Annotated in this window: 24 protein-coding genes; 12 read left to right on the top strand and 12 right to left on the bottom strand. The window is 60.5% G+C overall.

The window, feature by feature from the left end:
* Position 1 precedes the first annotated feature (1 nt).
* Positions 2-1591, bottom strand: a complete 1590-nt coding sequence (locus tag NTD81_RS17400; protein WP_262183962.1) for an ABC transporter substrate-binding protein — start codon at positions 1589-1591, stop codon at positions 2-4.
* Positions 1592-1953: 362 nt separating this feature from the next.
* On the opposite strand from NTD81_RS17400, the gene rpmB reads away from it, so the two are divergent.
* Positions 1954-2190 carry a 50S ribosomal protein L28 gene (rpmB, locus tag NTD81_RS17395; RefSeq protein ID WP_233683241.1) on the top strand — a complete coding sequence of 79 codons (237 nt, stop codon included), beginning with the start codon at positions 1954-1956 and terminating at the stop codon, positions 2188-2190.
* Positions 2191-2200: 10 nt separating this feature from the next.
* Positions 2201-2356 (top strand): 50S ribosomal protein L33, encoded by a 156-nt coding sequence (gene rpmG / locus NTD81_RS17390; protein ID WP_003177274.1) that lies wholly within the window; start codon positions 2201-2203, stop codon positions 2354-2356.
* Between the two features lie 129 nt (positions 2357-2485).
* Here the strand turns inward: rpmG and NTD81_RS17385 are convergent, their stop codons facing one another.
* Positions 2486-2851: a cupin domain-containing protein gene (locus tag NTD81_RS17385; RefSeq protein WP_262183961.1), complete on the bottom strand. Its 366-nt coding sequence runs from the start codon at positions 2849-2851 to the stop codon at positions 2486-2488.
* A 246-nt stretch (positions 2852-3097) separates the two neighbouring features.
* On the opposite strand from NTD81_RS17385, the gene NTD81_RS17380 reads away from it, so the two are divergent.
* Both NTD81_RS17380 and NTD81_RS17375 read left to right on the top strand, forming a co-directional pair.
* Positions 3098-4591, top strand: coding sequence for an aldehyde dehydrogenase (locus NTD81_RS17380; protein WP_262183960.1), 1494 nt, complete (start codon positions 3098-3100; stop codon positions 4589-4591).
* Between the two features lie 109 nt (positions 4592-4700).
* On the top strand, positions 4701-5843 hold the full coding sequence (locus NTD81_RS17375) for an MFS transporter (RefSeq protein WP_262183958.1): 1143 nt from the start codon (positions 4701-4703) through the stop codon (positions 5841-5843).
* Here NTD81_RS17375 and NTD81_RS17370 read toward each other — a convergent pair.
* Positions 5840-7261, bottom strand: a complete 1422-nt coding sequence (locus tag NTD81_RS17370; RefSeq protein WP_262183957.1) for a PLP-dependent aminotransferase family protein — start codon at positions 7259-7261, stop codon at positions 5840-5842. The genes NTD81_RS17375 and NTD81_RS17370 overlap by 4 nt on opposite strands.
* Positions 7262-7424: 163 nt before the next feature.
* Here NTD81_RS17370 and NTD81_RS17365 point away from each other — a divergent pair, with 163 nt between their 5' ends.
* A complete protein-coding gene (locus NTD81_RS17365) occupies positions 7425-7655 on the top strand; it encodes a DUF1127 domain-containing protein (protein ID WP_262183955.1) in 231 nt (76 codons plus the stop codon).
* 83 nt (positions 7656-7738) lie between these two features.
* On the opposite strand, the gene NTD81_RS17360 is transcribed toward NTD81_RS17365, so the two are convergent.
* Positions 7739-9052 carry an NAD(P)/FAD-dependent oxidoreductase gene (locus NTD81_RS17360; RefSeq protein ID WP_262183953.1) on the bottom strand — a complete coding sequence of 438 codons (1314 nt, stop codon included), beginning with the start codon at positions 9050-9052 and terminating at the stop codon, positions 7739-7741.
* Positions 9053-9216: 164 nt separating this feature from the next.
* On the opposite strand from NTD81_RS17360, the gene NTD81_RS17355 reads away from it, so the two are divergent.
* Positions 9217-9570: a YkgJ family cysteine cluster protein gene (locus NTD81_RS17355; RefSeq protein WP_262183952.1), complete on the top strand. Its 354-nt coding sequence runs from the start codon at positions 9217-9219 to the stop codon at positions 9568-9570.
* Between the two features lies 1 nt (position 9571).
* Here the strand turns inward: NTD81_RS17355 and dadR are convergent, their stop codons facing one another.
* Positions 9572-10060 (bottom strand): transcriptional regulator DadR, encoded by a 489-nt coding sequence (dadR, locus tag NTD81_RS17350; protein ID WP_262183951.1) that lies wholly within the window; start codon positions 10058-10060, stop codon positions 9572-9574.
* Between the two features lie 156 nt (positions 10061-10216).
* Here dadR and dadA point away from each other — a divergent pair, with 156 nt between their 5' ends.
* The 5 genes from dadA to NTD81_RS17325 all read left to right on the top strand — a co-directional run bounded on the left by dadA (position 10217) and on the right by NTD81_RS17325 (position 14222).
* Complete coding sequence (gene dadA, locus NTD81_RS17345; protein WP_262183950.1) at positions 10217-11515, top strand: D-amino acid dehydrogenase; 1299 nt, start codon at positions 10217-10219, stop codon at positions 11513-11515.
* On the top strand, positions 11490-11840 hold the full coding sequence (locus tag NTD81_RS17340; RefSeq protein WP_262183948.1) for a RidA family protein: 351 nt from the start codon (positions 11490-11492) through the stop codon (positions 11838-11840). Before dadA ends, NTD81_RS17340 begins: the two co-directional genes overlap by 26 nt.
* 82 nt (positions 11841-11922) lie before the next feature.
* Positions 11923-13008, top strand: a complete 1086-nt coding sequence (gene alr / locus NTD81_RS17335; protein WP_262183947.1) for an alanine racemase — start codon at positions 11923-11925, stop codon at positions 13006-13008.
* Positions 13009-13112: 104 nt separating this feature from the next.
* Complete coding sequence (locus NTD81_RS17330; RefSeq protein WP_262183946.1) at positions 13113-13661, top strand: cupin domain-containing protein; 549 nt, start codon at positions 13113-13115, stop codon at positions 13659-13661.
* A 135-nt stretch (positions 13662-13796) separates the two neighbouring features.
* On the top strand, positions 13797-14222 hold the full coding sequence (locus NTD81_RS17325) for a c-type cytochrome (RefSeq protein WP_262183944.1): 426 nt from the start codon (positions 13797-13799) through the stop codon (positions 14220-14222).
* Between the two features lie 106 nt (positions 14223-14328).
* On the opposite strand, the gene NTD81_RS17320 is transcribed toward NTD81_RS17325, so the two are convergent.
* The 3 genes from NTD81_RS17320 to rep form a co-directional block, all read right to left on the bottom strand.
* Positions 14329-14901, bottom strand: coding sequence for a xanthine phosphoribosyltransferase (locus tag NTD81_RS17320; protein WP_262183943.1), 573 nt, complete (start codon positions 14899-14901; stop codon positions 14329-14331).
* 160 nt (positions 14902-15061) lie between these two features.
* Positions 15062-16783 carry a thiamine pyrophosphate-dependent enzyme gene (locus NTD81_RS17315; protein WP_262183941.1) on the bottom strand — a complete coding sequence of 574 codons (1722 nt, stop codon included), beginning with the start codon at positions 16781-16783 and terminating at the stop codon, positions 15062-15064.
* A 102-nt stretch (positions 16784-16885) separates the two neighbouring features.
* Positions 16886-18895 (bottom strand): DNA helicase Rep, encoded by a 2010-nt coding sequence (rep, locus tag NTD81_RS17310; protein WP_262183938.1) that lies wholly within the window; start codon positions 18893-18895, stop codon positions 16886-16888.
* 259 nt (positions 18896-19154) lie between these two features.
* Here rep and NTD81_RS17305 point away from each other — a divergent pair, with 259 nt between their 5' ends.
* Positions 19155-20822: a putative bifunctional diguanylate cyclase/phosphodiesterase gene (locus NTD81_RS17305; protein ID WP_262183937.1), complete on the top strand. Its 1668-nt coding sequence runs from the start codon at positions 19155-19157 to the stop codon at positions 20820-20822.
* A 48-nt stretch (positions 20823-20870) separates the two neighbouring features.
* On the opposite strand, the gene pbpG is transcribed toward NTD81_RS17305, so the two are convergent.
* The 4 genes from pbpG to NTD81_RS17285 form a co-directional block, all read right to left on the bottom strand.
* Positions 20871-21770 (bottom strand): D-alanyl-D-alanine endopeptidase, encoded by a 900-nt coding sequence (gene pbpG / locus NTD81_RS17300; protein ID WP_410017178.1) that lies wholly within the window; start codon positions 21768-21770, stop codon positions 20871-20873.
* A gap of 117 nt (positions 21771-21887) precedes the next feature.
* Positions 21888-23240: a glutamine synthetase family protein gene (locus tag NTD81_RS17295; RefSeq protein ID WP_262183936.1), complete on the bottom strand. Its 1353-nt coding sequence runs from the start codon at positions 23238-23240 to the stop codon at positions 21888-21890.
* Positions 23241-23264: 24 nt separating this feature from the next.
* Positions 23265-23822, bottom strand: coding sequence for a helix-turn-helix domain-containing protein (locus NTD81_RS17290; protein WP_262183935.1), 558 nt, complete (start codon positions 23820-23822; stop codon positions 23265-23267).
* Between the two features lie 22 nt (positions 23823-23844).
* Positions 23845-25134 (bottom strand): NAD(P)/FAD-dependent oxidoreductase, encoded by a 1290-nt coding sequence (locus NTD81_RS17285; protein ID WP_262183934.1) that lies wholly within the window; start codon positions 25132-25134, stop codon positions 23845-23847.
* Positions 25135-25143 lie beyond the last annotated feature (9 nt).

Genomic DNA, 25143 nt, shown 5'->3' with positions numbered 1-25143 from the left:
CCTAGCGGCTCAGCTGCACCTTGGCCAGATCCAGGCGGCCGATGGGGCTGACCTGATAGCCGCTGACTTCCTTGCGCAGCAAGGTGTAAGCCGTCGGGTTGGCCAGCGGCAGCCACAGCGCTTGCTGCTGGATGATCTGCTGAGCTTGCGCATACAGCTTGCTGCGTTGGCCCTGGTCGCTGATGCGCTTGCCGTCGCGGATCAGGTCGTCGAGCTGTTGGTTGCAATAACGCGCAAAGTTCAGCCCCGACTGTACCGAGGCGCAGGAAAACTGCGGGGTGAGGAAGTTGTCCGGGTCGCCGTTATCGCCCGCCCAGCCCATAAACAGCAGGTCGTGCTCGCCGGCCTTGGCGCGGCGGATCAGCTCGCCCCACTCGATCACGCGGATCTCGGCTTTAATCCCGACTTTAGCCAAGTCAGCCTGCAGCAACTGCGCGCCTAAGCTCGGATTGGGGTTAAGCAGGCTGCCGCTGGGGCGGGTCCAGATGGTGGTGCTAAATCCGTCGGCCAGGCCCGCTTGCTTGAGCAGGTCGCGGGCTTTTGCCGGGTCGTGGGCATAGCCGGGCAGGGCTTGGTTATAGCTCCAGGTATTGGCCGGGTAGGGCCCGTTGGCGGCTTCGGCGCTGTTCTCAAACACCGCTTGCAGGTAGCTGGCTTTATCGAAGGCGAGGTTGATCGCCTGGCGCACTTCGGGCTTATCCAGCGGTGGATGTTGGCTGTTGATGGCGACGAAGGCGGTCATAAAGGCGGCGATGTGGGCGCTGGTTAAGTTTTTATCGCCTTGCACGGCCTGCACGTCCATGGGTTTGGGCGACAGGGCGATCTGGCATTCATTGCGCCGCAGTTTTTGCAGGCGCACGTTGGCGTCCGGGGTGATGGCGAAGATCAGGTTATCCACCGCCGGTTTACCCGCGAAGTACTCGGTGTTGGCGGTGTAGCGGATCACCGCGTCTTTTTGATAGCGCTTAAGCACAAAGGGCCCGCTGCCAATCGGCTGGCTGTTCAGCAGTTCAGGCTTGCCGGCCTTGAGCAGTTGCTCGGCATATTCGGCTGAATAAATAGAAGCGAAACCCATGCTCAAGGTGGCGAGGAAGGTCGCGTCCGGGTGATTGAGGGTAAAGCGCAGGCTGTGCTCGCCGGTTTTCTCCAGACTTTTGATCAGCGCCGGCAGTTGCAGCGACTGGGCGTGGGGGTAGCCGTTGACGGCCACCTTGGCCCACGGGTGGTTGGGCTCGAGCATGCGCTGAAAGCTGAACAGCACGTCGTCGGCATTCAGCTTGCGGCTGGGGCTGAAGTAGGCGGTGTGATGAAAGGTCACGTCGCTGCGCAGGGTGAAGTCATAGCTCAGGCCATCGGCGCTGATCTGCCAGCTTTGCGCCAGGCTCGGCACCAGCTTGCCGCTGCTGGCGTCGAAGTCCACTAGGCGGTTCATCAGCATATCGGCCGAAGCATTAGTGGTGGTCAGAGAGTTGTACTGCACCACATCAAAGCCCTCGGGGCTGGCTTCAGTGCAGACGCTTAGAGTGCTGGCCATGGCCGACGCTTGCGCGAGCAAGGGCACTAGCAGCAGCGGCAGACGGGCAAAACGCATGGCAAACTCCTCAAGGTTGTATGGACAAGCAACGCCGGGCATATAAGAAAGCCTTACCCTAGGGCATTACCGGGCCACAGAGCAATCAGCTGCGGCGACGAATGGCAGAAATGCCTAATGGCCATTGGCGGCTGCTCTGCTTGGCCAAAACGGCTTGGCATTTAGTTAAGCAAAGTACGGTTAACCTTGTTGCACTGGGGGCTTTCTGGTATAAAGCAGCGCTCTTTTGTAGGGGCCCGGTTCTTGCGCTATCAGGTATGGCCGGTAAGACCCTCGAGATACGCGGCGTTAAGCGCCAATGACATTGAGTTTAAGCGGCCAACCCATGCCGGGTTGGGCATGTGGTTTTAGAGGGCTGAGGCATGTCTAGAGTCTGTCAAGTTACTGGTAAGGGTCCAGTAACCGGGAATAACATTTCCCACGCAAACAACAAAACCCGTCGTCGTTTCCTGCCAAACCTGCAGCATCACCGCTTCTGGGTTGAGTCTGAGAACCGTTTCGTGCGTCTGCGCGTTTCTGCCAAAGGCATGCGTGTAATCGACAAGCGTGGTATTGACGTTGTTCTGTCCGAGCTGCGCGCTCGCGGCGAAAAGGTTTAAGGGGAACATCATGCGTGAATTGATCCGTTTGATCTCGAGTGCCGGTACTGGTCACTTCTACACTACCGACAAAAACAAGCGCACCACGCCTGACAAGATCGAAATCAAGAAATACGATCCTGTTGTGCGTAAGCACGTGATCTACAAGGAAGGCAAGATCAAGTAATTGATCGCGCACCTTGTGAAGAAACCCGCCTAGTGCGGGTTTTTTCTTGCCTGCGATTTGCCTTAAAGCCTTTGGCGGACAAGAAAAAGCCCGCGTTCAGCGGGCTAAAGGGGGACGCTGAAAAACTGTTCAGGCCGGCGCCTGCTCGAACATCACGTAGACCTTGCGGCACGCCTCGACCACTTCCCAGGTACCGCTAAAGCCGGCCGGGATGACAAAGCGATCGCCGGCACGCAAGGTTTTGCTGTTGCCGTCTTTGTCGCGAATCACCGACACGCCGTGGAGAATTTCGCAGTACTCGTGTTCGGTGTAGTTGATGTTCCACTGCCCTGGCTCGCCTTCCCAGACCCCGGCGCTGAACTGCCCGCAGGGGCTGCTGTAGTGGTTGCGCACGTTTTGCTTAGGGTCGCCCTTGAGGATTTTTTCCGCTGCTGGCAGGTAGTGTTCAGCGCGAGTTTTGGCCTCGGCGAAATCGACAATATTTTCAATTTTCATAAAAAGTCCGAATTCAGTTGGGCGCCCACAAGGGTAGGCGTACATGGCGAAACCGACGAAAGGTCAGTCTATGTTTAATAAAGTGAACATAACAAGCTGGTTTCGCCCGGCTTGTAAAAAATATTGGAACAACACCCTGCACTCGTTTAGTGTTGCCAGCACCATTGGGGCTTGCTCCGCCCATAACAATAATTGATAGCGTGTGCAGCTTAGCTGCGCCGCTTTACTGGGAAAGAGGATAGAGAGATGACCAGCCTGACTCGTACCGATTGGGAACAACGCAGCAAGGCCCTGAAGATTGAAGGCCGCGCGTTTATCCACGGTGAGTACCGCGATGCCGCTTCTGGCGCGACCTTCGATTGCATCAGCCCAGTAGATGGCCGCGTGCTCGGGGTGGTTGCCAGCTGTGACAGCGCCGATGCTGAGGCGGCGGTCAGTGTCGCGCGTGCGGTGTTCGAGTCGGGGGTGTGGTCGCGCTTGGCACCGGTTAAGCGCAAAGAGGCGATGATCCGTTTTGCCGATCTGCTGGATGCCAACGCCGAGGAGCTGGCGCTGCTGGAAACCCTCGATATGGGTAAACCGATCAGCGACTCCCTGAGCATCGACGTACCGGCTGCTTCGCGCGCTATCCGCTGGAGCGGTGAGGCGATCGACAAGATTTACGACGAAGTGGCGGCCACCCCCCACGATGAGCTGGGTCTGGTTACCCGTGAGCCGGTCGGTGTGGTCGCGGCCATCGTGCCGTGGAACTTCCCCCTGCTGATGACCTGCTGGAAGCTCGGCCCGGCGCTGGCCACCGGTAACTCGGTGATCCTCAAGCCATCGGAAAAATCGCCGCTGACGGGCATTCGTATCGCTCAACTGGCCATCGAGGCAGGCATTCCGGCTGGCGTGCTGAACGTGCTGCCAGGCTTTGGGCATACCGTAGGCAAGGCTCTGGCCCTGCATATGGATGTCGACACCCTGGTGTTCACCGGTTCGACCAAAGTGGCTAAGCAGCTGATGATTTACGCCGGCGAGTCGAACATGAAGCGCGTGTGGCTGGAAGCCGGTGGTAAGAGCCCGAACATCGTGTTTGCCGATGCGCCGGACCTCAAAGCCGCTGCGGAAGGTGCCGCTGGCGCCATCGCCTTCAACCAAGGTGAAGTCTGTACCGCTGGCTCGCGTTTGCTGGTGCAAAACTCGATCAAAGATAAGTTCGTGCCCATGGTGATCGAGGCGCTCAAAGCCTGGAAGCCGGGCAACCCGCTGGACCCGGCGACTAACGTCGGTGCGCTGGTGGATAGCGTGCAGATGAATCAGGTGCTCAAGTACATCCAGGCCGGTCACGACGATGGCGCCAAATTGGTAGCCGGCGGCGCGCAAGTGCTGGAAGAGACGGGTGGCACCTATGTGCAGCCGACGATATTTGATGGGGTGAACAACGCCATGCGCATCGCCAAAGAAGAAATCTTTGGCCCAGTGCTGGCGGTGATTGGCTTTGAAGACGAAGCCGAGGCCGTGGCGATTGCCAACGACACCATTTACGGTCTGGCTGCTGGTATCTGGACCGATAATCTGTCCCGTGCCCACCGTGTGGCCCGTGCCGTGCGCGCCGGTAGTGTGTGGATCAACCAATACGACATGGGCGATATGACCGCGCCGTTTGGTGGCTTCAAGCAATCCGGTAACGGTCGCGACAAGTCGTTGCACGCCTTCGATAAGTACACCGAGCTCAAAGCCACCTGGTTCAAGCTCTAAGTCACTCCCGCCTGAGCATGCCGTGAGGCGTGCTCGGTACCGCTGGCGGCCGGGCTCCTGAGGAGTCCGGCCGTTTGCTTTGTGCAGTGCAGTTCGAAGGATTCTGGCAATGCGTTGGGGTACTTATTTCGCCGTATGTGCGGCAGTGATCAGCATCGGTCTGGCGTTGGGCGTGACCATGCCGCTGGTGTCGTTGCGGCTAGAAGAGTGGGGCTACGGCTCGTTCGCCATTGGCGTGATGGCGGCGACGCCGGCCGTCGGTGTGTTGCTTGGCGCTTCCATCGCCGGGCGCTTGGCTGGTGCCTTGGGCACTGAGCGAGTGATGCGCCTGTGTCTGCTGGTCGGCGCGCTGGCCACCATTCTTATGGCGTTAATGCAGCACTACTACCTGTGGTTGATTTTGCGTCTGCTGCTGGGCGTCGGTTTGACCGTGGTCTTCGTGTTGGGCGAAAGCTGGATCAACCAACTGGTGCCGGAGCATCTGCGCGGGCGCTTGGTCGCGCTGTATGGCACCGGCTATGCCCTGAGCTATCTGGGTGGTCCGTTGATTCTGGCGGCGGTGGGCACTGACAACGATCTGGGGTTTTGGATCGGCGTGGCCTTGCTGATCGCTGGCAGCCTGTGGCTGCTGGGCCGCACCGGTGCACCTAAGGTCGATGCGCACAGCGCCTCGGGGCGTGGTTTGTGGCAGTTCTGTCAGGGCATGCCAGCGATTGCCTGGGGGGTGATGCTGTTTGCCGCCTTCGAGGCCATGGTGCTGACGTTGATGCCGGTGTACGGCCTGCGTCAGGGCTTTACGCAGGACGTCGCGCTGCTGCTGGTCAGCGTGGTGGTGGTCGGCGATGCGGCGCTGCAATTGCCAATTGGCTGGCTGGCCGATCGCCTGTCACGCCAGCGTCTGTATCTGTTCTGCGGTTTGGGGCTGTGTGTCAGCAGCCTGGCCATTCCGTTGCTGCTGCATACGGTGCTGATCTGGCCGTTGTTGGTGCTGTTTGGCGCCACGGCCGGCAGCCTGTTCACCCTGGCCTTGATTCTGATCGGCGAGCGTTATCGTGATGAGCAGTTGGTCAAGGCCAACGCCCATATCGCCCAGCTGTGGGGCTTGGGTTGCTTGGTCGGGCCGTTGCTGACCGGGGCGGTCAGTCAGTGGGTCAGCGGCCATGCCTTGCCATTGATGATGGCCCTAGGCGCAGCGGTGTTTGTTGTGCTGGTCTGGCGCGGCAAGGGCTTGCAAGCGGTGCAGGGCACCTAAGCGTGCGCCTCCAGCAGGCTGTCGATGCACAGGCCCAGCTGCTTAATCGCCTGCTCCAGATCAGGGGTGGGCTTGAGCGCGTAGTTCAGGCGCAGGCAGTTTCGGTACTTGCCGGCGGCGGAGAAGATGCTGCCCGGTGCCACCATCAGCTTATGGGGCGCCAACAACCGATTGAGGCGCTGGCTGTCGAACTGCGGCGCTAATTCCAGCCACAGCATAAAGCCGCCCCGGGGTTGGCTCACCCGGGTGCCGGGCGGCAGGTAACGGCTGATCCATTCGACCACCAAGCCTAGGTTTTGCGCGTACTGGCTGCGCATGCGGCGCAGGTGGGGCTGGTAGTGGCCCTGGCTGATAAAGTCGGCCAGCGCGTGCTGCGGCACCGGTGCATTCATCCCGCTGCTGATGTACTTCTGATGTTGCACCTGCTGCAGGTAGCGGCCGGGGGCGATCCAGCCGACGCGCAGGCCCGGCGCCAGGGTCTTGGAGAAAGAGCTGCAGAGCAGCACGCGGCCGTCATCATCAAACGACTTAATCGTGCGCGGCCGTGGGTAGCGGTAAGCCAGGTCGCCGTACACATCGTCTTCAATAACCGCCACGTCATGCCGCTGGGCCAGGGCTAGCAGGGCACGCTTGTGGGCGTCGGGCATGATGTAGCCCAGCGGATTATTGCAGCTGGGGGTCAGCTGAATCGCCTTGATCGGCCACTGCTCCAGAGCCAGCTCCAAGGCTGGCAGGCTGATGCCGGTAAGTGGATCGGTGGGCAGCTCGAGGGCTTTGATATTGAAGCCCTTAAGCGCCTGCATCACGCCGTGAAAACTCGGTGAGTCGACCGCTACGATATCGCCGGGCTGGCACAGGCTGCGCAGGGCAATCGATAAAGCCTCATGGCAGCCGGTGGTGATCAGCAGTTCATCGGCGGCGATCTGGCAGCCGGAGTCGAGCATTAGCCGGGCGATTTGCTCGCGCAGCGCCGGGTCGCCTTGCAGGCTGCCATAGCTCAGCTCGCGCAATTGCTGGCGCCGGCTCAGTTGGGCAAGGCTGCGCAGCAAGGGTTTCAGGGTGGGGCTGCTGATATCCGGCATGCCGCGACCCAGTTGCAGCCAGCCGCTGCCGGGGGCCTGGCTGACCAGCTCGAGCACCTGTGGCCACTGGGATATTTCCACCGGCCGTTGTGGTGCCCGGCCCATGCTCGGCAGGGGCGGCGTGGGCCGGGCCTGAGGGACGAAATAACCGGACTTGGCCTTGGGCTGCGCCAGGCCTTGGTCCTCCAGCTGGCGGTAGGCCTGCTGCACGGTGCTCAGGCTAACCCCATGTTCCTGGCTCAGGGTGCGCACCGAGGGCAAGCGTTGGCCGGGCCGATACAGGCCTTGTTCGATGCGGGTGGCGAGCTGTTCGGCGAGCTGCTGATAAAGACTCATGGGCGATCCTTGGTGCTTGCGACCATACAGATTGGCCTTAAAAAAGCCATTCAGGCGTAAGTTGGCTGATCTGTATGGTTTTTAAACTGATTTGTTGGATCTGTCTGCCTAGCGCCTTGCCATTCATCCTATTCACTCGGCCCAAGGGGAATCGGAGGCGTTTATGCGTAGCAGCAAACTAGAGCGGTTAAGCGGTGGGCAGGATGACTCAGCGGGACTGACCAGCGGCAAGCATCTGTATGGCGTAGCGGCTTGGCGCGCTGTCTGGGCGCGTATTCGTTTGCGCAAGCAGACGCGGGCCGTGTTGGCCGAATTGAGCGATGAACAACTGAAGGATGTGGGCCTGAACCGTGAGCAGGCGCAGCGTGAGGCCAGTCAGCCGTTTTGGCGCTAGACGTGGTGAGTGGTCATGCAGCCAAAGGCCGAGCATGCGCCGCCAAGCCAAGCCAAGCCAAGTCTTGGCGGCGTGTCGCTGTGTTACAGCAGCTCTTTAAAGCGGTGCCAGAGCATGCCCAAGGCCAGCAGTGGCGAGCGCAGGTGTTTGCCGCCGGGGAAGGTCATATGCGGCACTTGGGCAAACAGATCAAAACCCTTGCTGGCTTGCCCGGCAATCGCCTCGCCGAGCAGTTTGCCGGCTAGGTGGGTGGCGTTGACGCCATGGCCGGCGTAGGCCTGGGCGTAGAACACGTTACGCTGCTCGCTGAGGCGCCCGATTTGCGGCAGGCGGTTGGCGCCAATGCCGATCATGCCGCCCCACTGGTAGTCGATACGCTTATTGGCCAAGTGGGGGAAGACTTTCAGCATCTTCGGCCGCATATAGCCGGCGATGTCCGCTGGATCGCGGCCGGAATAGTGGCAGGCACCGCCAAACAGCAGGCGCCGGTCAGCGGACAGGCGATAGTAGTCCACCGTCACCCGTTGGTCGCACAGCGCCATATTTTGTGGAATCAGCGCTTTGGCTTCGGCTTCGCTCAGCGGCTCGGTGGCGATCACATAGCTGCCCGCCGGTAGCACCTTGCCGCCCAATTGGTTATTCAGGCCGTTGAGGTAAGCGTTGCAGGCCAGCACCAGATACTTCGCCCGCACCTGGCCTTGGGCGGTGTGCACCTGCACTTCGTGGCCATAGTCGATGCGGGTTACCGCGGACTGTTCAAACAGCTGCACACCCAGGCTTTGCGCGGCGGCGGCTTCGCCCAGTGCCAGATTCAGCGGATGCAGGTGACCGGAGCCCATGTCGATCATGGCGCCGTGGTAGAGGGTTGAGCCGACCACCTCATGGATGTTTTCCGGTTGCACCAGGCGCATCGGGTGGCGGTAGCCGAGGCTTTGCAGCTCGGCCATGTCCTCGGCAAAGCCGGCGAAGTGGCTGGGCTTGTTGGCCAGGTCGCAATAACCCCAGGTCAGGTCGCAGTCGATATTGAACTGCGCCACGCGCTGGCGAACGATCTCCACCGCCTCCAGTCCCATCAGCTTGAATTGACGGACGCCGTCGGCGCCGACGATGGGGGCGAACTGCTCAACATCATGGCCGACCCCGCGAATCAGTTGCCCGCCGTTACGTCCGCTGGCGCCCCAAGCAATCTTGTGGGCTTCCAGCAGCACCACCGACAGGCCTTTCTGCGCCAGCTCGATGGCCGTGTTGAGGCCGGAAAAACCGCCGCCCACGATGCACACATCAGCGCTGAGAGCGCCTTGCAGGCTAGGCAACGTAAGGCTTTGCTTGGCGCTGGCGGCGTAATAGGACGCGGCGTGCTGAGGGCTGTGCACGGGGGCGTGAACGCGGGCGTTCATGTGTGGAATCCTGATTATTGTGTTTGGGAAATTTTACGAAGCATAAGCGCGCTTTTCCCTGCTCGCCAAGGGGAAATCGCCGCTAAAGGCCAACTGGGTCGCTTACAGACATGCTTTAGCGCTGCTGCGCGGTAGAATGCGCGCGATTTCTTCCGGATAGGCCCATGAACAGCAATTGCCGCAAAATCGACAAGCTGCGTTTGCAGATTCCCAGCTTCGCCTGTGTGCCCGGCTGCCACGATTGCTGTGGGCCGGTGACGGCTTCATCGGAGGAAATGGCCCGCTTGCCGGTCAAGAGCGACGCCGAGCATGACGCCGCCCTGGCTGAGTACAACTGCGTGCACTTAGGCCCGCAAGGCTGCACGGTGTATGACCAGCGGCCGCTGATTTGCCGCTTGTTCGGCACCACTCCACGCCTGCCTTGCCCGCAGGGGCAGCGCCCAGAAGAGTGGGTCGAGGCAAGCGTCGAGCGGCAGATCCATCAACTGATTGCCAGCACCCGTCAGGTACTGGTCTAGCTCAGTCGGCGATCGGCAGGCTGAGGCTCTCTTTGACCTCTTCCATGACGATATAGCTCTTCGACTCACGCACATGGGGCAGCTTGAGCAGGATGTCGCCGAGCAGCTTGCGGTAGCTGGCCATCTCGTTGATGCGTGCTTTAACCAGGTAGTCGAAGTCGCCGGAAACCAGGTGACACTCCAGCACGTGGGGCAGCTTGAGCACGGCGCGGCGGAACTCTTCGAAGGTGTCGCCAGACTTGTAGTCCAGGCTGATCTCAACGAACACCAACAGGCTGGCCTTGAGGTGTTGCGGGTTGAGGCGGGCGTTGTAGCCCATGATGATGCCTTCACGCTCTAAGCGGCGTACGCGCTCAGTGCACGGCGTGGTAGACAAGCCGACACGCTCGCCCAGCTCGGTAAAACTGATGCGCCCATCTTCTTGCAGGATGCGCAAAATGTTGCGATCAATCTTGTCCAGTTCACGACGGCTTTGATGTTGGGTTCTCATGGGGGATCCGCCTCTGCTTAAGGCATTTTTGTCGATAATTGTCGCCAAATATAGCTGCTTATATAGTGAAAAGCACTGCCTGTGTCTTCCTATACTTCTGCCCATCTGTTGTCATACAAAATGTTCGTCGTGCCGGGTCACGATGAGGAGAGCGTCATGCGGGTTTTGGTTCTGGGTAGTGGTGTAGTCGGTACAGCCAGTGCGTACTACTTAGCGCGGCAAGGTTTTGAAGTGGTGGTGGTGGATCGCCAGGCGGCGCCGGCCATGGAAACCAGCTTTGCCAACGCCGGCCAGGTCTCGCCAGGCTACGCATCGCCTTGGGCTGCCCCGGGCGTGCCGCTCAAAGCGATCAAATGGCTGCTGGCCAAACACGCGCCGCTGGCGATCAAGCTCACTGGCGATGTCCAGCAATACCTGTGGATGGCGCAAATGCTGCGCAATTGCACCGCCAGCCGCTATGCGGTGAACAAAGAGCGCATGGTGCGGTTGTCTGAGTACAGTCGCGACTGCCTCGATGAGCTGCGTGCAGAAACCGGCATCGCCTACGAAGGCCGCACGCTGGGCACCACCCAACTGTTCCGCAACCAAGCGCAACTGAATGCCGCGGCGAAAGACATCGCCGTGCTGCAAGCCTCCGGCGTGCCCTATGAACTGCTGGATCGTGACGGCATCGCCCGGGTCGAGCCGGCGCTGGCTGGCGTCACCCATAAGCTCGCCGGCGCCCTGCGCCTGCCGAATGACCAAACCGGCGACTGCCAGATGTTCACCACCAAACTGGCGCAAATGGCCAAAGACCTGGGCGTGGAATTCCGCTTCGGGCAGAACATCGAGCGCATCGACGCGGTGGGTGACCGGGTCAACGGCGTGTGGATCGACGGCAAGCTGGAAACCGCCGACAAATACGTGCTGGCCTTGGGCAGCTTCAGCCCGCAGATGCTCAAGCCGCTGGGCATCAAGGCGCCGGTGTACCCGCTTAAGGGATACTCGCTGACCGTGCCGATCACCAACCCGGAGATGGCGCCAACTTCGACCATCCTGGATGAGACTTACAAGGTCGCCATCACCCGTTTTGATCAGCGTATTCGCGTCGGCGGCATGGCGGAAATCGCCGGCTTCGACCTGAGCCTGAACCCCAAACGGCGCAAGACGCTGGAAATGATCACCAGTGATCTTTATCCACAAGGCGGCGACCTGAGCCAGGCTGAATTCTGGACCGGGCTGCGTCCGGCCACGCCAGATGGCACGCCGATTGTGGGGGCGACCCCACTGCGCAATTTGTTCCTCAACACTGGGCACGGCACACTGGGCTGGACCATGGCTTGCGGCTCGGGTCGTTTGCTGGCGGATTTGATCGCCAAGCAGCGCCCGCAGATCAGCGCCGCCGGCCTGGATATTTCCCGTTATAGCCGTTCCCAGGAGAACACCGAACATGTCAGTACAGCGCCTGCACACTGAGGCCCGTTACAGCGAAATCGTCATCCACAATCACACCGTCTACCTGGCGGGGCAGTTGGCGGATGACTACAGCGGCGATATCGTCCAGCAAACTCGCGAAACGCTGGCTAATATCGACCGCCTGTTGGCCGAGGCAGGCAGCGACAAGTCGAAGATTTTGAGTGTGACCATCTACCTGCGCGACATGGCGCGCGACTACGTCGGTCTCAATCAAGTCTGGGATGCTTGGGTGGCTGCGGGTACTGCCCCGGCGCGCGCCTGTGTTGAAGCGCAGATGTACAAACCAGAAGTCTTGGTGGAAATGACCGTCGTCGCCGCGCAGTAAGGCGCGCGCCCACCTTGTAACCTCCACCCTCTGCATGCCCGGCGCGAACTGTCGGCGCATGCGGCTTGTAACTGAGAACAGCATGCGTCCTGCTCGTGCCCTGATCGATCTCAATGCCCTGCGTCACAACTACCAATTGGCCCGGCAGACTGCTGGCGCCCGTGCCCTTGCGGTGATTAAAGCCGATGCTTATGGGCATGGCGCGGTGCGCTGCGCCGAAGCCCTGCAAGAGCAAGCCGATGGCTTTGCCGTGGCCTGTATCGAAGAAGCGCTGCAACTGCGTGCGGCCGGCATTCGCGGGCCAATCCTGCTGCTCGAAGGTTTCTTTGAGGCCGACGAGCTTGAGCTGATCGTGCAGCACCAGCTGTGGTGTGTGGTGCATGCGCAGTGGCAGATCGAGGCGATCATCAATAGCGCCGTCAGCGGTTTGAACCTGTGGCTGAAGCTGGACAGCGGCATGCACCGTGTGGGTCTGCATCCGGCGGAATATCAGGCTGCTTATCAGCGCCTGCAGGCCAGCGGCAAGGTCGACAAGATCGTGCTGATGAGTCATTTCAGCCGCGCCGATGAGTTGGATTGCAGCCGCAGTGCCGAGCAGCTCAGCACGTTTAATCAGGCCCGCGCGGCGCTGAATGCCGAAGTCAGTTTGCGTAACTCGCCGGGCATTATGGGGTGGCCGCAACTGTTCCCCGAGCAAAGCGCCAACGACTGGGTGCGCCCGGGGATCATGCTCTACGGCGCCACGCCGTTTGAGGTCGAGCAGCCACTGGCGGCACAGCTCAAACCAGTGATGACCCTGCAATCGAAGATCATCAGCGTGCGTGAACTGCCGGCCGGTGAGCCGGTGGGCTACGGCGCCAAGTTTGTCTGCGCTCGGCCAACCCGCGTCGGCGTGGTCGCCATGGGTTATGCCGATGGCTACCCACGGCATGCGCCGACTGGTACGCCGGTGGTGGTCGATGGCGTGCGCACGCAGCTGATTGGCCGGGTGTCGATGGACATGCTGACCGTCGACCTCACTGATCTGCCCCACGCCGGCCTTGGCAGCAGCGTAGAGCTGTGGGGCCAGCAAGTGCTGGCCAGCGATGTGGCGCAAGCCGCGCAAACCATTCCCTACCAGCTGTTTTGCAACCTGCGCCGGGTGCCGCTGAGCTACAGCGGCGAGTGAACCCCAGGCTGCGGCAAGGGATCTGCCGCAGGTGTTGTAAATACTGAACACTGTTGCCATCATACGGCACCATTACCAGTATTTTCCCTAGGGGGACTCCAACATTGGACGTCGGTGTACGACTGCAATCAATCCGTAAGCTCAAAGGCCTTTCCCAACGTGAACTCGCCAAACGCGCGGGCGTCACTAACAGCACCATCTCCATGATCGAGAAGAACAGCGTTAGTCCTTCGATCAGTTCGCTGAAAAAGGTGCTAGCCGGTATCCCCATGTCGTTGGTGGAGTTTTTCTCCCTCGACGTCGAGCAGGATAACCAGACCCAGGTGGTCTACCGCGCCGCCGAATTGAGTGATATCTGCAGTGGCACCATTACCATGAAGCTGGTTGGCAAGGCGCATCCGAGCCGGGCTATTTGCTTCTTGGACGAGATCTATCCAGTGGGCGCCGATACTGGCGAAGAGATGTACACCCATGAGGGTGAAGAGGCCGGTATGGTCATTGAGGGTAAGCTGGAGCTGACCGTGGGGGCCGAGGTGTTCGTGCTGGAGCCGGGCGATAGCTACTATTTTGAAAGCAGCAAACCGCACCGCTTCCGTAATCCTTTTACTCAACCGGCGCGATTGATCAGCGCGACCACGCCGGCCAACTTCTAAACCAGTCGTCGCGCCCGCCTAAATAATAACCCTGCGACAATCTGGGTTGTTTCAGCGGGCTCTGCTTACGGCTATACTGTCGCCCGCTCGCGAAACCGTGGCCGCGAGCGTGACTAGCCACGAAGAGGGTGTACCGTGAACCTGATTAAAAAGCTCCTGGTAGCACCGGCTACCGTTTTGGCCCTGTGGGCAGTGACTGCTCAAGCCACGACCGACGACGCCATTGCCGAGCGCTTAAAGCCGGTGGGTGAAGTCTGCGTGATGGGCGAAGAATGTAAGGGTGTTGCTACCGTAGCCGCTAGCGCTGCTGGTGGTGGTAACCGTACCGGCGACGAAATTATTGCTAAGCATTGTGGCGCTTGCCACAGTTCTGGCCTGCTGGGTGCGCCAAAAATTGGCGACGCAGCGGCATGGAAAGAGCGTGCTGACCACCAAGGTGGTTTGGATGGCATTCTGGCCAAGGCTATTACAGGCCTGAATGCTATGCCGCCTAAAGGCACCTGTGCTGACTGCTCGGATGACGAGCTGCTTGGCGCGATCAAGAAGATGTCCGGTCTGTAAGCTACAGACGCTGGACATGAAAAAGCCGCCCTTCGAGGCGGCTTTTTTGTGCCTGGCGTTTGCCTTAAGGCCCACGCGCAGAGCGCTTGAGCCTTAGGCCGCGGGCTTATTCGAGGAAGCGCACTTCGCCGTTTTCCAGCGCGGCGATACGCGCCAGGGACTCGACCCGGTAGCCTTCGCGTTCCAGCATGCTGCGGCCTTCCTGGAAGGATTTTTCGATCACGATGCCGATGCCTGCGACTTGCGCGCCGGCTTGCAGGATCAGGTCGATCAGCGCCTTGGCGGCGTGGCCGTTGGCAAGGAAGTCGTCGATCACCAGCACCTTGTCGTTGGCGCTAAGGTGCCGCGAGGAAATGGCAATGGTGCTTTCGGTCTGCTTGGTGAAGGAAAACACCTTGGAGATCAGCAGATCGTTTTTCAGGGTCAGCGACTGAAACTTGCGAGCGAAAATCACCGGGATGCCCAGTTCCAGGCCCGCCATGATCGCCGGGGCAATGCCCGAGGCTTCGATGGTGACGATCTTGGTGATGCCTTGCCCGGCGAAGCGTTGGGCGAACTCATGGCCCACGTGCTGCATCAGGAGCGGGTCGATTTGGTGATTGAGGAAGGCGTCCACTTTGAGCACCTGCTCGGACAGGACGATACCTTCACTACGAATTTTGTCTTTGAGAATATTCACGCTTGCTTCCTGGCGGGGCTAGGGCCACTGCTAAAGCGCGTAATTGTACCGTGCCCGTAGGCCTTGCGCGACTTCCGCCCGGCGTCGTCGCTTGGCAATTGACGAAAATCTATCCGCACCGCAGCAAGGCTGGCATAGCGCCGGCCTTGCTGGCGGGAGGTTATTTCTTCAGGAAGTTGCTCACCACCAATTGCTCCACGTCTTTAAAACGGCCGTTAAGAATGGCTTTGGCCGCATACAACGCGGTGTCGATCACTTGGGTGGCCTCAATCTTGGGCGGCATCACCAGTTCGCTGGGGTTGGTGTGCACATCCAGCAGCGCCGGCCCCGGATGGGCGAGGAAGGCTTGCACGGCCTGCTCCAGCTGCGCCGACTGAGTCACGCGCTGGCCGTAGAAGCCAATCACCTCGGCCAGTTTGGCAAAGTCCGGGTTGAGCAGGTGGGTGTAGTTATCCAGCAGCCCTTCGACCTTCTGTTCGATCTCGACGAAGTTAAGCGAGGCGTTATTCAGCACCACGATCTTAATCGGCAGCTCTTCTTGAATGGCGGTGAGCAAGTCGCCAAGCAACATCGCCAGGCCGCCGTCGCCAGAAATCGAGATCACCTGGCGGCCCGGATAGGCCTTTTGCAGGCCCAGTGCCTGGGGCATGGCGTTGGCCATGCTGCCGTGGACCAAGCTGGTGAGGGTGCGGCGTTTGCCATTGGTGTGGATATGCCGCAGCAGCCAGACCATGGCCGAGCCCGCGTCGGCGGTGAACAGGGCGTCGTCGTTGGCGTACTGGTTGATGAGTTTGACCAGGTGCTGCGGATGAATCAGCTCGCCATCGCCGGCGTGCTCTTCTTTCTCCAGGTGGGCCACGGTCTGTTGGCGCAGCGCTAAGCACTCCTGCAAGAAACTGTCGTCGCTGTGCTGCTGCACTAAGGGCAGCAAGGCCTGCAAGGTGGCGACGACATCACCGACCACGCCTAGATCGACCGGGTGACGGCGGCCCAAGTGGCTGGCGTCACGGTCGACCTGGATCAGTTTGGCGTGCTGGGGATAAAACTGCGCCCAAGCGAAGTCGGCGCCTAACAGCAGCAGGGTGTCGCACTCATTCATCATATGAAAGCCGGATTTGACCCCCAGCATGCCGGTCATGCCCATGTTGAAAGGGTTGTCGTATTCGACAAAGTCCTTGGCCCGCGAGGTGTGGGCAATGGGTGCCTTGAGCTTGGCGGCCAGCTCCACCAGCAAGTCGTGGGCGCCTTGGCAGCCGGAGCCTGCGTAGATGCCGATCTTTTTGCCTTGGCTGAGTAAGTGGGCGATTTCCTGCAGTTCGCTATCACTGGGGCGCAGCACCGGGTGTGGCCGGTGGACGGCAAAGGCGGGGGCGTTTTTGACCGTGGCTTGGCTGATATCGGCGGGCAGAATCAGCACCGCGACGCCTTGTTTATGGATGGCGGCTTGGCAGGCCAGGGTGGTTAAGCGCTTGGCTTGCTCGGGGTTCATCACCTGCTCGCAAAACACGCTGCAGGTCTTGTACACGGCCTTGAAGTCGACCTCTTGGGGAAACTCCATGCCCAGCTGTTCGGTGACGATCTGGCTGGCAATCAGCACCATGGGCGCGCGGTTGCGCTGGGCTTCAAACACGCCGTTGATGAAGTGCAGGCTGCCCGGGCCGCAAGAGCCGGCACAGGCGGTGAGGTTGCCGCTGATATACGAGTCGGCGCCGGCGGCGAACGCGGCGGCTTCTTCGTGGCGGACATGGACCCATTCGATGCTGCTTGCATGGATCGCATCGGTGACGTAATTCAGCGTGTCACCCACAATCCCATAGCAATGTCGGACCCCGGCTTGTTCCAGGGTTTCGACCACGATCTGAGCAACGGTTTGACTCGGCATAACGCACATCTCCTAAAAACAGCGGGCAGGCTGGTTTAAAAGTTGATGGGCGCAGCGAAGTTAAAGTTCAACACTTGTCAGGTTGTCTGTCAGGTTGTGTTTTCAGCGTTTGAGCAGGGCGCGCATGTTGGCCAGGGCGTCGTTACCGCGCGCGGCTTTGACTTCCGGGGCGGTGTCTTCCAGACCTTCCCATTGCAAGTCTTCCGGCGGCAACTCGTCGAGGAAGCGACTCGGCAGGCAGTCCATGATTTCGCCGTACTGTTTGCGTTTAGCCGCATAGGTGAAGGCCAGCGTCTGCCGTGCACGGGTGATGCCGACATAGGCCAGGCGCCGCTCCTCCTCGATGGTGTCGGCCTCGATGCTGGAGCGGTGGGGGAGGATTTCCTCTTCCATACCGATGATAAACACGTAGGGGAACTCCAGGCCTTTGGAGGCGTGCAGGGTGAGCATCTGCACGCCGTCGGCGCCTTCTTCTTCCTCTTGCTGGCGTTCGAGCATGTCGCGCAGCACCAGCTTGCCGATGGCGTCCTCGATGGTCATCTCACCGTCTTCGTCACGCTCAAGGGTGTTCTTCAGCGCGTCGACGAGGAACCACACGTTGCCCATCCGCGCATCGGCGACTTTGTCGTTGGAGGCGTTCTGCCTCAGCCAGTTTTCGTAGTCGATATCCATGACCATGCTGCGGATCGCGGCGATTGGATCGTTCTGCGCACATTCTTGCCGCACCCGGTCCATCCAGCGGGTGAAGCGTTGCAGGCGCTCGCTGTAGCGCGGCTCAAGGTGCTCGGCCAGGCCCATCTCGCCCGCCGCGGCGTACATGCTGATCTTGCGCTCGGTGGCGTAGTTGCCGAGTTTTTCCAGGGTGGCGGAGCCGATTTCACGGCGCGGCACGTTGATCACGCGCAGGAAGGCGTTGTCGTCATCCGGGTTAACCAGCAGGCGGAAGTAGCTCATCAGATCCTTCACTTCCTGGCGGGCGAAGAAGCTGGTGCCGCCGGAGAGGCGATAAGGGATCTGGTGGTGCTGCAGCTTCAGCTCCATCAGCTTGGCTTGGTAGTTGCCGCGATAGAGGATGGCGAAGTCGCTGTAGGGCCGATCGGTACGCAGGTGCAGGGTGAGGATTTCCATGGCCACCCGCTCGCACTCCGCGTCTTCGTTGCGGCAGCGGATCACGCGGATCTCATCGCCGACGCCCATCTCCGACCACAGCTGCTTCTCGAAAGCGTGGGGGTTGTTGGCGATCAGGGTGTTGGCGCATTTGAGGATGCGGCTGGTGGAGCGGTAGTTCTGCTCCAGCATCACCACTTTCAGCGACGGGTAATCCTCTTTGAGCAGCATCAGGTTTTCCGGGCGCGCGCCACGCCAGGCGTAGATCGACTGGTCATCGTCGCCGACCACGGTGAACTGGTTGCGCATGCCCACCAGCATCTTCACCAGCAGGTATTGGCTGGCGTTGGTGTCTTGGTATTCGTCGACCAGCAGATAGCGGATGCGGTTTTGCCACTTTTCCAGGATGTCGGCGTGTTCTTGGAACAGCTTCACCGGCAGCAGAATCAGGTCGTCGAAGTCCACTGCGTTGTACGCCTTGAGCGTGCGCTGGTAGTGCAGGTAGACGATGGCGGCGGTTTGCTCTTTGGGATTGCGCGCTTCGCTCAGGGCTTGCTCGGGCAGGATCAGGTCGTTTTTCCACGAGCCGATGTAGTTTTTGATCTCATCGATGCCGTCGTCGCCGGAATACTCCTTCTGCATGATGTCCGAAAGCAGCGCCTTGATATCGCCATCATCGAAGATCGAGAAGCCGGGCTTGTAGCCCAAGCGTGCATATTCCTTGCGGATGATGTTCATGCCCAGGTTGTGGAAGGTCGACACGGTCAGGCCGCGCCCTTCGGCGCCGTGCAGCAGGCTGCCGACCCGTTCTTTCATCTCGCGCGCGGCCTTGTTGGTAAAGGTCATGGCGACGATATGGCGGGCCTGAATGCCGCAGTTTTTCACCAAGTGGGCGATTTTGCGGGTGATCACGCTGGTCTTGCCGGAACCTGCACCGGCGAGCACCAGAAGTGGGCCGCCGACGTAGTTCACGGCTTCTTGTTGCCGGGGGTTCAGTCGGGACATGGGAAGACATCATCAGCAGAGGAGGCCGGGCATTTTAACAGGCCTTGCGCATTCTGACCGAGCCGATGAAATTGTGTTGCGGCGCACATAATGTTGCTGCGCAACACTTGGCTAATTCAACCAATGCAGTACTCTGCGAGACAAACTTGAGACTTACCTTGAAGTAGGTACGCGTATACCACATGGCTGTGGGGGCAAGACGCCGAACACGGTGCAGCTGAGCGAGTGACACGCTAATTGATTATGTGGGGGGAGCTGCTTGCCTGTGTCTGTCAAACCGTGGCGTCTGTTGTTATTGGCGGCCACGCCTGCCTGGGAGCAGTTACTGCGCGCGCAACTAAGCGCCCTGGGTGAGGATGCGTACCATCTCCTGACTGCGCCGAGTTGGCTGGCAGCCTGTGAGCGCTTTGCCTTGCCCGCCAATATGCTGGTGCTGACCTGCGATTTAAAAGCCGCCGAACTCTGTCCCCTGCCGCTTATTCTGCTACTCGATGAAGAACCCCAGTCACCGCCCCTGAGCGTGGTCGATTGGTTGGTCAGCTCGACCCTCAGCAGCGAAGTGCTGCGCCGCTGCCTGCGTTACGCCAGTGAGCGCACTGATCTCACCGATTCCTTGCAGCGCCTGGCGCAACAAGATGGCCTCACCGGCCTGGCTAACCGGCAGGGCTTTCACCATGTGCTGGCCAATCGCTTGCAGGAGTATCAGGGTCACGGTCTGACTCTGGGCCATCTCGATTTAGATAACTTTCGCCACGCCAACGATGCCTTGGGCCATCAAGGCGGTGATCGGCTGATTGTGCAGGTGGTGGCGCGGATCAAGGCACAACTGCAAACCGGCGATCTGCTGGCGCGCCTTGGCAGCGATGAATTTGCCTTGCTCATCGACAGCCGCCGCGACCCGCAGCGCGCCATGGATGTGGCCGAGCGCATCACCCAGGCCTTGAGCGAGCCGTATTGGATTGATGGCGAAAGCCTGTTGCTGGGTTGCAGCCTTGGTCTGGCCCACTCCAGCGCGCAAATGCATGCCGATCCGCTGATGTGGTACGCCCATATCGCCATGCAGCAGGCGAAAACTCAGCAAGGCTGCACCTACCGTTTTTATGATCAGCGCGTCAGTCGCAGCGCCCGCCAGCAGGTCGAGTTGGAGAGTGAATTGCGCCGGGCGCTGCGGCGCAATGAATTCGAGCTGCATTACCAGCCGCGCCTGTGCCTGCAAAGCGACCGCATTGTTGGCCTTGAAGCCTTGGTGCGCTGGCGGCATGCCGAGCACGGTCTGCTGGGGCCTAACGAATTTGTGCCGCTGGCCGAAGAAACCGGGCTGATCGTGCCGCTCGGCTATTGGGTGATCAACCGCGCCTTGCTGGATATCCAAGCCTTGCTGGATCAGGGCCTGCCGCCACTGCATATGGCGGTTAACCTGTCGTTCCGTCAATTCCAGGACAGCCAACTGCTGAGCACCGTCAGCCGGCTGATCAAAGAGCGCGGTGTGGATGCCAGCTGGTTGGAATTTGAACTGACCGAAACCGCCGTGATGCGCCGCAGCGACCATGTGCAGCAAACCATGCTGGCGCTGGAGAAGTTAGGCGTGCAGTTCTCCCTGGACGACTTCGGCACGGGCTTCTCGTCTTTCGTCCACCTACATAGCTTGCCGATCAACCTGCTGAAGATTGACCGCAGCTTTATCAGTGGCATCGCCGAGCGGGCGGAGGATCGTCAGTTGGTGCGGGCCATGATCAACATGGCGCACAACCTCAATCTGAAAGTGGTCGGCGAAGGGGTGGAGAACCCCGCGCAACTGGCGTTGCTGCGCCAGTATGACTGCGATCAGATCCAGGGTTATCTGATCAGCAAGGCGCTGCCGTTGGCGGAGTTGACGCGGTTCTTAAAACAGCGCCAACAGTACCTGCAGACCCAGCCCATCGTTTAACCCTAAGGCGCCATCACGGGCTGCTGCGTGCTGGCGGCAAGGCGCGGTTTAGTGAGTGCTGGCGCTCTGGCGCAGGGCCAGTTTTTGCTGGCGATAGCTAATGGCCGCCGCCGGCACCGGAGTCACCTTGCCGGTTTCCAGCCAGCGCTTAAGGCGGGTGGCGTCGGCCATATGGGTGTACTTGCCAAAGGCATCGAGCACCACAAAGGCCACTTGGCGCTTGTTCATCACCGTATTCATCACCAGGCAGCGGCCGGCTTCATTGGTAAAGCCGGTTTTGCTCAGGCGCACGTCCCAATCGGCTTTGCGCACCAAGTGGTTGGTATTGTTAAAGCCCAAGGTGTAGTTGGGTTTGCGAAAGGCCTGGGTCTTGTCGTGGGTGGTGGTGAACTGTTTGATCAGCGGATAGTGATCCGCCGCCTTGAGCAAGCGCACCAGGTCACGGGCGGTGGAGACGTTGTGCTCGGACAAGCCAGTAGGCTCGACATAGTGGGTCTTGCTCATGCCCAACGCCTTGGCCTTGGCGTTCATCGCCTTGATAAAGGCCACTTGGCCGCCCGGATAGTAGTGGGCCAGGCTCGCGGCAGCACGGTTCTCCGAAGCCATCAGGGCGATAAACAGCATGTCGCGGCGGCTCAGCTCGCTGCCCACGCGCACGCGCGAGAACACGCCACGCATCTCTTGGGTGTCGCTGATATTGATCGCCAGCATTTCATCTAATGGCAGCTTGGCATCGAGGGTAACCATGGCGGTCATCAGCTTGGTGACTGAGGCGATGGGCACCACGCTGTCGGCGTTGCGCTCGTAGAGAATCTTATCGGTTTGCAGGTCGACCAACAGCGCGCTACCGGCGGCAAGGTCCTGTTGCTGGGGGGCAGCAAATACCGAGGAAACAAAGCTGAAGCAGGTGCACACAAGCAGGGTTACGAGGGATTGGCGAATAGTCACGGCAGAGTTCACGACAAATGGAGGGAAGCGCGGCGGCGCTGAGCAGTATACGCAAAGCTGCCCGGCGCCTTGAATGCCCTCAGTCGAAAACCTGCAGCAAATATTCGCCTGCGTCGGTTAGAGGAACCAACGGTACTCGCGGGCATTGATCTCCTGCATAAAGGCCAGATGATCCTGGCGTTTGTTCTCGCAATAGACCATCACAAACTCGCTGCCCAAGCCTTGCTGGAGCGGCTCGTGGTCCTGCATGGCGGTCACGGCGCTGAGCATGTCTTTGGCGAAGTCGATGCCGCTTGTGCGATCTTCATTGAGTGGCGCGATGGGTTCGCGACGCGCAGCGAGGCCCTGTTCCATGCCGGTCAGAATGGCCGCCAGGACCAAATACGGGTTGGCATCGGCGCCGGCTAAGCGATGTTCGATGCGCAGGTTGCGGGCGTCTGACTCGGGGATGCGGATGCACGCGTCGCGGTCTTCAAAGCCCCAGCTGGCGCGGCTGGCGGCGTTAACCATGGCGCCATAACGGCGGAAGGCGTTGTGGTTGGCGGCGAAGATCGGCATGCAATGCGGCAACAGATCCAGGCAGCCGGCTACGGCATGGCGTAGCGGTTGCTGCTGGTCGGCGGCGAGCAGATTGTTGCCGGCCTCGTCATACAGGCTGATGTGCACATGCATGCCGCTGCCCGGCGCGTGCAGGTAAGGCTTGCTCATAAAGCTGGCGCGTTGCCCGTGTTGCAGGGCCACGCCACGGGTGCTGCGGCAGAACATGGCGGCCCAGTCGGCGGCTTGCAGACCATCGGCGCTGTGGCCGAAGTTGATCTCAAATTGCCCTGGGCCCAGCTCGGCAGTGATCACGTTGGCGTCGATACCTTGTTCTTGGGCGGCCTCGACGATGTCGTGGAGCACCTCGCTGAAGCGCGACAGGCGCTCGATATGCATGTTCGGCTGGTCGTCAGGGTCGCCGCTTAAGGGATCATGGGGGAACTGCGGCAGACCGTCTTTCAGGGCGCGGTCGAACAGGTAAAACTCCAGCTCAAAGGCCACTACCGGGAATATCCCCCGCCCGGCTAAGCGCTTAAGCACGCGGGCCAGCACTTCGCGCGGCTCGAACTCAATCGGCGCTTGGGTGCCGTCGGAGCTGATGAGCATTTGCCCCAGCGCTTGTTTTTCCCAGCGCACGATTTTCAGGGTGCCGGGGATCAGCCGGCGCGGCGCATCGGGATCGCCATCGTTAAAGCAGTAATCGCCGATGGCATGCAGGCCACCTTGCTGGCCGAGCAGGACGCAGTTCTGCGGAATTTTTAACGGGCTGCCGGCGGCGACTTTTTCCAGCATCTCGATGGGGTAACGCTTGCCGTAAAAGTGCCCGGGAATGTCCAGGCTGATCAGGTCGACATAGCGCACGTCAGGGTGCTTGGCGCGAAAGCTGTGGACTTCTTCGAGCAGACTGCTAAAGGCTGTTGTTCTTGTCATCATGCGGGTCCTGCACGGGTGGGGTTAGCGGAACACCCACAACACGCGCGTCGGTTGGTCGGTCAGGTTGGCGTAACGAAACTGGGAATGCGGCGGCAGCTGGAAGCTGTCGTTGGGGTAGAGCACCACCGGCTCGGGGCTGTTATCGAGCCAGATGCTCAGCTCTCCTTCGAGGACAAAACCACCTTGCTCCGAGCTGTCATTCAAATGCCCCTCGCCACTGGTGGCACCGGGGGCCAGGTGACTGTCGAGCATGGAAAACCCCGCTGACATGCTCGGCGACACCAGCACATCGGTGATGCCGCCGGCGTAATACAGGGTGCGCCGCTCATCCGGGCGGGTCACCCAGCGCAACTGGCGGGGCTTGCTCAGGCTGTAGAAGTAGGTGGTCGGCACCCCTAAGGTTTCGCTGATCGCGGTTAAGTCCGCCACCGTGGGCTGCGACAGACCGCGCTCAACTTGCGATAAGAAGCCCACCGAGCGATCAATACGCGCCGCCAGCTCACCCAAGGTGAGGTTCTTATGTTTGCGCAGATCGCGGATCAGGATCGCGAGGCCTTCGACTTCTTCCTGCTTGTTCATGGGCTACCTCGTTACACAGCGGTTAAATCACATCGCGCAGGCGATACCAGGCCTTGCCCACCGCCTCAATCGGCGCGGCCAGCAGGTCGCCACCGGGGAAGCGCGGGTTGCTCAGGCCTTGGTACAGGCTCAGCAGTTCGTTATCACCGAGGATGGCATCGCTGATCGCCCGGGCGGCGGCCAGGGTCGGCAAGATGCCGTGACCGGAGAAACCTTGCAGCCAGTACTTATGCCCCAGCTGGCCGAGGTCCGGGGTGCGCGGCATGGTGCAGTCGATATGGCCGCCCCAGCCGTAGTCGATTTGCACGCCTTTAAGTTGCGGAAACACTCGCTCCAGATAGGGCCGGGTAGCGGCTGGCACATCCGTCGGAATGCCCCCTAGATAAGTGCAGCCGCCGCCGAACAGCAGGCGGTTGTCGGGGGTGACGCGGAAGTAATCCGGCACAAACTGGTTGTCGATGGCGCAGGTGCCTTTCGGGAACAGCGACTGCGCCAGCGCCGGGTCCAGCGGCGCGGTAGCCACTTGATAAGAGCCCACCGGCAGCAGGCGCTTGGCCAGTTGCGGATCGAGTTTGTCGATATAGGCATTGCAGGCCAGCACCAGCACGTCGCACTGAATCTCTCCATTGGCGGTCAGCACTTGGTAGCCGTTGCGGGTCGGGTGGCTGGTCAGCGCTTTGCTCAGCTCAAAGATTTTGCCGCCGGCCTTTTCAATCGCATCAGCCAGGCCCATGGCCAGTTTCAGCGGGTTGATATGGGCGGCGCCGGCGTCGTAAACCCCTGCCAGGTAGCGCGGGCTGGCGATCCACTCAGGCAGTTCGGCTTTGGCGATAAATTTCAGCTGGTGGTAGCCGTACTTCTGTTCGGCCTCGACGATGCTTTCTTGCAGCTGGGTGACGCGGCGTGGCAGCACGGCGTTGTACAGCGCGCCTTTGCGGTAATCGATATCGAAACCATGGCGCCCGGGCAGCTGGCTGAGTTCTTCGGCGGCCCAGACCATGCTGTCCCACAGACTGCGGGCCCCGGACAGGCCCAGTGCTTGCTCAAAAGGTGGCATATCGCACGACCAACCCGGCAAGGCCTGGCCACCGTTGCGCCCGGAGGCGGCCCAGGCCAGGCGGCTGGCTTCCAGTACCACCACCTTCTTACCGGCCAGGCTTAAACGCAGGGCCGTGTGCAAGCCGCTAAAGCCACCACCGACAATCAACACATCGCACTCGAGGTCCTCCTGCAAGGGGCGACGTTGCGGGATCGCGCCGGGGTAGCAAGCGGCGTAATAGGTGTCGAGATGCTGGGCGGACTGCTTGAACATGGCTGCCTC

Origin of the sequence: Pseudomonas sp. 5P_3.1_Bac2 (assembly GCF_025465995.1) — a bacterium.
Lineage (GTDB): Bacteria > Pseudomonadota > Gammaproteobacteria > Pseudomonadales > Pseudomonadaceae > Aquipseudomonas.
This window is presented reverse-complemented; position numbering and strand designations above follow the sequence as displayed.